We start from the raw sequence: 7,053 nt of genomic DNA, 5'->3' as shown, positions 1-7,053 counted from the left end.
GTGTCGGCCTGTGTGCCGGCTTGGGCGTCGGCGCCTAGGACCGCCCGGCGGCGGTCGCGGCGCGGGACGCGGGTGGGACGCCGGGAGAGCCGGGCGAAGACCGCCACCAGGGCGAGGACGGCGGCGGTGGCGGAGGTGACGACGAGGCCCTCGGTGAGACCGGGCGGGCGGAAGGCGCAGGCGACGCGGGAGGCGCCGTCGTCCAGGGGCACGCCGATCATGCCGAGCACCGGGGCGGGGGTGAGGCGTCGGCCGCCGTCCACCGCGCAGGTCCACCCCTCGGCGGCCGGCACGGAGAGCAGCGCGGTGCCGGTGGAACCCGCCGGGAGGGTCGCGGTGAGGGTGTGCCCGCCGGCCTCGACCCGGGTCGCGCCGGTCGCGGTGAGCCGGGCGACGGCGGCCTCCAGGGCGCCGGCCCGCAGGCAGCCGATCGGGCGGGCGGGGACCTGGCTCACCACGTCCGACCGCAGCGTCACCCGGACCACCCCGTCCGCCGGGACGGTCCCCAACCGGTGGATCGGCACGGCGGTGGTGGGCTGCTCGCCGTCACTGCGGTAGTCGGTGCCCAGGCCGCTGACCGTGCCCCGGTACCAGACCCCGTGGAAGTAGGCCGTCCCGCCCGGCGTGCAGGCGGCCGTGAACACCGTGCCCTCCCCGCCGGCCGGCACCGACCAGCCGCTGGTGCCGTGCAGGGTCGGCGCGGGCCCGCCCGCCGGGACGGGCAGCGGGGCGTCGTACACCTGGCCGCCGAGCAGCGACTCCTGCCGGGACCAGACCGAGGAGGTCTCCGTCCGGGCCCCCGGCGGCAGCACGGTGACCAGCGGCGGCGCGGCGGCCCGCACCGGGGTGAAGCCGGGCGGCGGGGCGTCGTCGAGGTGGGTGCGGACGCCGAACAGCGCCTGCCCGACCGGGTCGGTGACGCTCGCGGTCTGCCGTCCGCCGGCCGTCCAACCCGCGCCGAGGTCGTGCAGCAGCAGGGCGGTGACGGTCGGCAGGTAGCTGCTGAAGTAGCCGCCGCCCTGGCCGTTCAGCAGCAGCGGGTCGTTGGGGGTGAAGGCGTGCGGGCCGGGGTCGCTGCGGCCGCGAGGCCAGTCGGCGCCCGCCCGGACGGCCGCGTGCCCGGCCCGGACGGCCGCCGGGGAGACCCCGGGGGAGGGGGCCGCGCCGAGTGCCGCGTACCCGGACCAGACGGCGTTGCCCAGCACCGCCCCGCCGATCACCCAGGTGGCGAGGGCGTTCGCCCGCCGGTCGGCGGGCCGGCGGTCCAGCAGCCACAGCGCGGCCGACAGGACGGCGCCGCCGACGGCCAGCAGCACCCAGGTGGACGGGCGCACCGAGTGCCGCCCCGCCGCCAGGCCGGCGATCACCGCCACCACGGCGGCGCCGCCCAGCACGGTGAGCCGGTCCGGGCGGTGCGCCAGCGAGACCCAGCCCGCCAGCACCAGCAGCCCGCTGAGCACGAAGGCCACCCGGTACGGCCCGCCGGCCGGGATCGCCAGGCCGTGCCAGACCAGCACCGTCGGGGTCCAGAGGAAGCCGACCGCCACCAGCACCAGCGCCGCGCACCACAGGGCGCGCTCCCGCGGCCGCACCCGCCGGTTGAACGGCAGCCCGCACACCACCAGCAGCCCGAAGACGCCGATCGCCACGTCCGGCAGCCGCTGCCCGCCGTGGGTGGCGGGCAGCAGCCGGGAGAGGTGGGCGGCGACACCGGACGGGCCCAGCGGCTCGACCGGGGACTCCGGCTGGGCCCGACCGGTGGCCAGCACCGCGACGAACAGCACGGGGGAGGCGAGCAGCACCCCGGCGGTGGCCGTGGTGACGGCCCGGCCGGTGGCCCGGACCCGGTGGCGCAACGGGAGCGGGGCGGCGAACAACCGGACGGTGAACAGCAGTCCGGCCGCCAGGGTGGCCAGCGCGGCGGTGTACAGGTTGCCCGTCCAGGCGAGCGCGACGCACAGCGCGCCGGCCACCCAGTGCCGCTCGCGCAGGCACCAGTCGGCGACCAGGCCGAGCAGGGGAAACGAGACCAGGCCCCAGAGCCACATCGGGGCGGCCCCGCCGACGTCCAGCACCCAGGCGCACAGCCCGTACCCGACAGCGGCGAACACCCGCAGCCACCGGGGGCCGGGGTGCAGCCGGCCGAGCAGCCGGGTCATCAGGGCGGTGCCCAGGCCGACGGTGGCCAGGGTGACCAGGAGGACGGCGAGCCGGCCCTGGTCGCGGGGGAGGAGTGCGGTGGGCCAGGAGAAGGGGTTCATCAGGTAGGCGAAGAAGTCCGCCAGGAACGGGGCCCCGTAGCCGCTGTTCCAGTTGAACAGCAGGTCCCCGGCGGCCTGCCCGTGCAGCAGGTCCCACAGGTGGGCGTGGTACGGCACGGCGACCGCCTCCGCCCCGGCCGGCCACCGCCCGCGCACCGTGGCCGCCAGCCCGTACCCGCCCATCGCCAGCCCCGCCGCACCCGCGCAGACCAGCCCCTCCCGCCGCCGCTCGCCCATCCGCACCCCGTTCCACGCACCTCGCCGGACCCCGCCAGCCTAGGCACGCCCCAGGCGCCCCCCACGTCGCACGCGCTCCCTCGAACGAGTGGAGTCCGAAGCGGCTCCGCCGAGTGGCCGTCTCCGATGGGACCGACCCGGCCAGTCCGCATCGTGGACGGCAGGTGTCAGCACCTGGGACGGCGGAGTAGGGTCCGAGCATGTCTCGCACCATTCGTCTCGCAGTAGTCCCCGGTGACGGCATCGGCCAGGAAGTGGTGGCCGAAGGCCTCAAGGTCCTGGGTGCCGCGCTTCCCGCCGACGTGAAGCTGGAGACCACCGAGTACGACCTCGGGGCCCGGCGCTACCACCGGACCGGGGAGACGCTGCCGGACGACGTGCTGGCGGAGCTGAAGTCGCACGACGCGATCCTGCTGGGCGCCATCGGTGACCCGAGCGTGCCGTCGGGCGTGTTGGAGCGGGGGCTGCTGCTCAAGCTGCGGTTCGCCTTCGACCACCACATCAACCTGCGTCCGGGCCGGCTCTTCCCCGGGGTGTCCTCCCCGCTGGCCGGCCAGCCGGAGATCGACTTCGTGGTCGTCCGCGAGGGCACCGAGGGCCCGTACGTCGGCAACGGCGGCACGCTGCGCACCGGGACGCCGCAGGAGGTGGCCACCGAGGTCAGCCTGAACACCGCGTACGGCATCGAGCGCGTGGTGCGCGACGCCTACCGCCGGGCGCAGGCGCGGCCGCGCAAGAAGCTCACCCTGGTGCACAAGAACAACGTGCTGGTGCACGCCGGGCACCTGTGGACGCGGATCTTCGCCGAGGTCGGCCGGGAGTTCCCCGAGGTCACCACCGACTACCTGCACGTCGACGCGGCGACCATCTTCTTCGTCACCCAGCCGGAGCGGTTCGACGTCATCGTCACCGACAACCTGTTCGGCGACATCCTGACCGACCTGGCCGCCGCCGTCACGGGCGGGATCGGCCTGGCCGCGAGCGGCAACATCAACCCGAGCGGCGAGTTCCCGTCCATGTTCGAGCCGGTGCACGGCTCGGCGCCGGACATCGCCGGCCAGGGCAAGGCCGACCCGACCGCCACCGTGCTGTCGGTCGCCATGCTGCTGGAGCACCTCGGCTTCGCCGCCGAGGCCGCCACGGTCGAGGCCGCCGTCGCGGCGGACCTGGCCGAGCGCTCGGGCACCCGCAGCACCTCCCAGGTCGGCGACGCGCTCGTCGCCCGAGTAGCCGGCTGACGGGCCGGATCCGAACACACGGTTCCGGCTGACGGGGCCGGATCGCACATCACCGCAGCTTGCAGCTGTTCGGCACGGCCCTCTGGATGCGAGTATCGACAGTGGGTCGTGCCGTTGTGCGTCCATTCCGGTGAAGTTTGCCGAAACGTATCTGCGGCGGTGGCGGCCCGGACCAACCCCACGGTGAAGGAAACAGCCATGAGCACGGCCACCCAGGCGCCCATCACGTTCGACCTCAAGCCCTCCGCCCACCCGCTGCCCGCAGCGGAGCGCGAGGCCCGGCTGGCCAACCCCGGGTTCGGCCGGGTCTTCACCGACCACATGGTCACCATCCGCTGGACCGAGGGCGTGGGCTGGCACGACGCCCAGCTGGTGCCGTACGCGCCGCTGGAGATCGACCCGGCGAACATGACCCTCCACTACGGCCAGGCGATCTTCGAGGGCCTGAAGGCCTACCGCCAGGCCGACGGCTCCATCGCCACCTTCCGCCCGGAGGCCAACGCCGCCCGCTTCCAGGCCTCGGCCCGCCGCCTGGCGATGCCGGAGCTGCCGGTGGAGGCCTTCGTCGAGGCCGTCGAGCTGCTGGTCCGCCAGGAGCAGGACTGGGTGCCGAACGAGCCGGAGCAGAGCCTCTACCTGCGCCCGTTCATGTTCGCCACCGAGGTCGGCCTGGGCGTCCGCCCGGCGAACTCCTACCTCTTCATGATCATCGCCTCGCCGGCCGGCGCCTACTTCCAGGGCGGCATCAAGCCGGTCTCGGTCTGGCTGTCCAAGGAGTACGTCCGGGCCGCCCCCGGCGGCACCGGTGCCGCCAAGTGCGCGGGCAACTACGCGGCCTCGCTGGTCGCCCAGGCCCAGGCCGCCGAGAAGGGCTGCGACCAGGTGGTCTGGCTCGACGCCGCCGAGCACCGGTGGGTCGAGGAGATGGGCGGCATGAACCTGTACTTCGTCTTCGGCGAGGGCAAGGACGCCAGGATCGTCACCCCGGAGCTGTCCGGCGCCCTGCTGCCCGGCATCACCCGCGACTCGCTGCTCCAGCTGGCCGCGGACCTCGGCTACGCCGTCGAGGAGCGCCGGATCTCCACCGACGAGTGGCAGCAGGCCAACGCCGACGGCACCCTCACCGAGGTCTTCGCCTGCGGCACCGCCGCCGTCATCACCCCGGTCGGCTCGGTGAAGTCCGCCGCCGCCGACTGGACCGTCGGCGCCGGCGAGCCCGGCCCGGTCACCATGGAGCTCCGCAAGGCGCTGCTGTCCATCCAGGGCGGCCAGACCCCGGACACCCACCACTGGCTGCACCGGATCGTCTGATCCCGCACCCCGGCCGGCCTGCCCCGTTTCGCATCCCGAGACGGGCGGGCCGGATCGCGGAGGCTGTGCCAGACTGCCAGCGTGTCCTCGCTGTCGCTGATTATTAGCAGCAGGCGCGCCGGTCCGCAGTGACCGCTTCCGCTGGACCCGATGCGGAGCGACCACGAGCGTCCAGACCCGCGCGCAGACCTCTCGCACCCGCGAGGGGTCTTTTTGTTTCTCCCGGACCGGCCGACGGCCCCCACAAGGGGCCCGGGGACACCGGGACCGCGCGCGGGACCATGGACAGTGGAGCCGGGACGAGAACGTCCGGCAGAGCAGTACCCAACCTCCCCGAAACGGAGAACCAGGGGTCATGACCGAGGTCACCCGTACCGACGACAGTTTCCACGTGTTCGACACCACGCTGCGCGACGGAGCGCAGCGCGAGGGCATCAACCTGACGGTGGCGGACAAGCTGGCCATCGCCAGGCACCTGGACGAGTTCGGGGTCGGTTTCATCGAGGGCGGCTGGCCCGGGGCGAACCCGCGCGACACCGAGTTCTTCGCCCGGGCCGCCGTCGAGCTGGAGCTGGAGCACGCCCGGCTGGTCGCCTTCGGCGCCACCCGCCGGGCCGGCGGCAAGGCGGCGGAGGACCCGCAGCTGGCCGCGCTGGTGAACTCCGGCGCCCCGGTGATCACCCTGGTGGCCAAGGCGCACGACCGGCACGTGGAGCTCGCGCTGCGCACCACCCTGGACGAGAACCTGGAGATGGTCCGGGACAGCGTCGAGTTCCTCCGCTCTCAGGGCCGGCGGGTGTTCATCGACTGCGAGCACTTCTTCGACGGCTACCGGGCGAACCCCGAGTACGCCGTGTCGGTGGTCCGCACCGCCCACGAGGCCGGCGCGGACGTGGTGGTGCTCTGCGACACCAACGGCGGGATGCTGCCGGGCGGCGTCCGGGAGATCGTCGCCGACGTGCTGGCCAGGACGGGGGCCCGGCTCGGCATCCACGCCCAGGACGACACCGGCTGCGCGGTGGCCAACACCCTGGCCGCGGTGGACGCCGGCGCGACCCACGTGCAGTGCACCGCCAACGGCTACGGAGAGCGGGTCGGCAACGCCAACCTGTTCCCGGTGGTCGGCGCGCTGGAGATCAAGTACGACCGCCGGGTGCTGCCCGCGGGCCGGCTGGCCGAGATGACCCGGATCTCGCACGCGATCGCCGAGCTGGTCAACCTGACCCCCTCCACCCACCAGCCGTACGTGGGCTTCTCGGCCTTCGCCCACAAGGCGGGCCTGCACGCCTCCGCGATCAAGGTCGACCCGGACCTGTACCAGCACATCGACCCCGAGCGGGTCGGCAACACCATGCGGATGCTGGTCTCCGACATGGCCGGGCGGGCCTCCGTCGAGCTCAAGGGCAAGGAGCTCGGCTACGACCTCTCCAGCGACCGGGACCTGGCCGGCCGGGTGGTGGCCAAGGTGAAGGAGCAGGAGAACCTCGGCTACACCTACGAGTCCGCGGACGCCTCCTTCGAGCTGCTGCTGCGCGACGAGGTGCGCGGCAGCCGGGACCGCTTCTACACCCTGGAGTCCTGGCGGACCATCAGCGAGCAGGGCCCGAAGGGCTTCACGGGCAACGAGGCCACCGTCAAGCTGTGGGCCAAGGGCGAGCGCCGGATCGCCACCGGCGAGGGCAACGGCCCGGTCAACGCGCTGGACCAGGCGCTGCGCGCGGCCCTGGAGGGCATCTACCCGCCGCTGGCCGCCTTCGAGCTGGTGGACTACAAGGTCCGCATCCTGGAGGGCCAGCACGGCACCGGTTCCAAGACCCGGGTGCTGATCGAGTCCACCGACGGCGCCGTCACCTGGTCGACGGTGGGCGTGGCCGACAACGTGGTCGCCGCCTCCTGGCTGGCGTTGGAGGACGCGTACACCTACGGCCTGATCCGGGCCGGCCTGGAGCCGACCGAGTAGCCGGCCCGGGCCGGTCGGCGCCCGACATGCCTGTGGCCCGCGGGAC

Annotated in this window: 4 protein-coding genes; 3 read left to right on the top strand and 1 reads right to left on the bottom strand. The window is 74.1% G+C overall.

The window, feature by feature from the left end:
* Positions 1-2,498 (bottom strand): YfhO family protein (locus tag ACFU6K_RS26045; RefSeq protein WP_380666902.1); only part of this gene is annotated, 2,498 nt, incomplete at its 3' end.
* Between the two features lie 200 nt (positions 2,499-2,698).
* Here ACFU6K_RS26045 and ACFU6K_RS26040 point away from each other — a divergent pair.
* The 3 genes from ACFU6K_RS26040 to cimA all read left to right on the top strand — a co-directional run bounded on the left by ACFU6K_RS26040 (position 2,699) and on the right by cimA (position 7,007).
* On the top strand, positions 2,699-3,736 hold the full coding sequence (locus ACFU6K_RS26040; protein WP_380666901.1) for a 3-isopropylmalate dehydrogenase: 1,038 nt from the start codon (positions 2,699-2,701) through the stop codon (positions 3,734-3,736).
* 198 nt (positions 3,737-3,934) lie between these two features.
* Positions 3,935-5,047 (top strand): branched-chain amino acid aminotransferase, encoded by a 1,113-nt coding sequence (locus ACFU6K_RS26035; RefSeq protein ID WP_380666899.1) that lies wholly within the window; start codon positions 3,935-3,937, stop codon positions 5,045-5,047.
* 355 nt (positions 5,048-5,402) lie between these two features.
* Positions 5,403-7,007 (top strand): citramalate synthase, encoded by a 1,605-nt coding sequence (gene cimA / locus ACFU6K_RS26030; RefSeq protein ID WP_380666897.1) that lies wholly within the window; start codon positions 5,403-5,405, stop codon positions 7,005-7,007.
* The last annotated feature ends 46 nt before the right edge of the window (positions 7,008-7,053 follow it).

Source organism: Kitasatospora sp. NPDC057512, from assembly GCF_042802135.1.
Taxonomy (GTDB): Bacteria; Actinomycetota; Actinomycetes; order Streptomycetales; family Streptomycetaceae; genus Kitasatospora.
The sequence above is the reverse complement of the archived record's forward strand: the minus strand, read 5'-3'. Positions and strand labels throughout refer to the sequence as shown.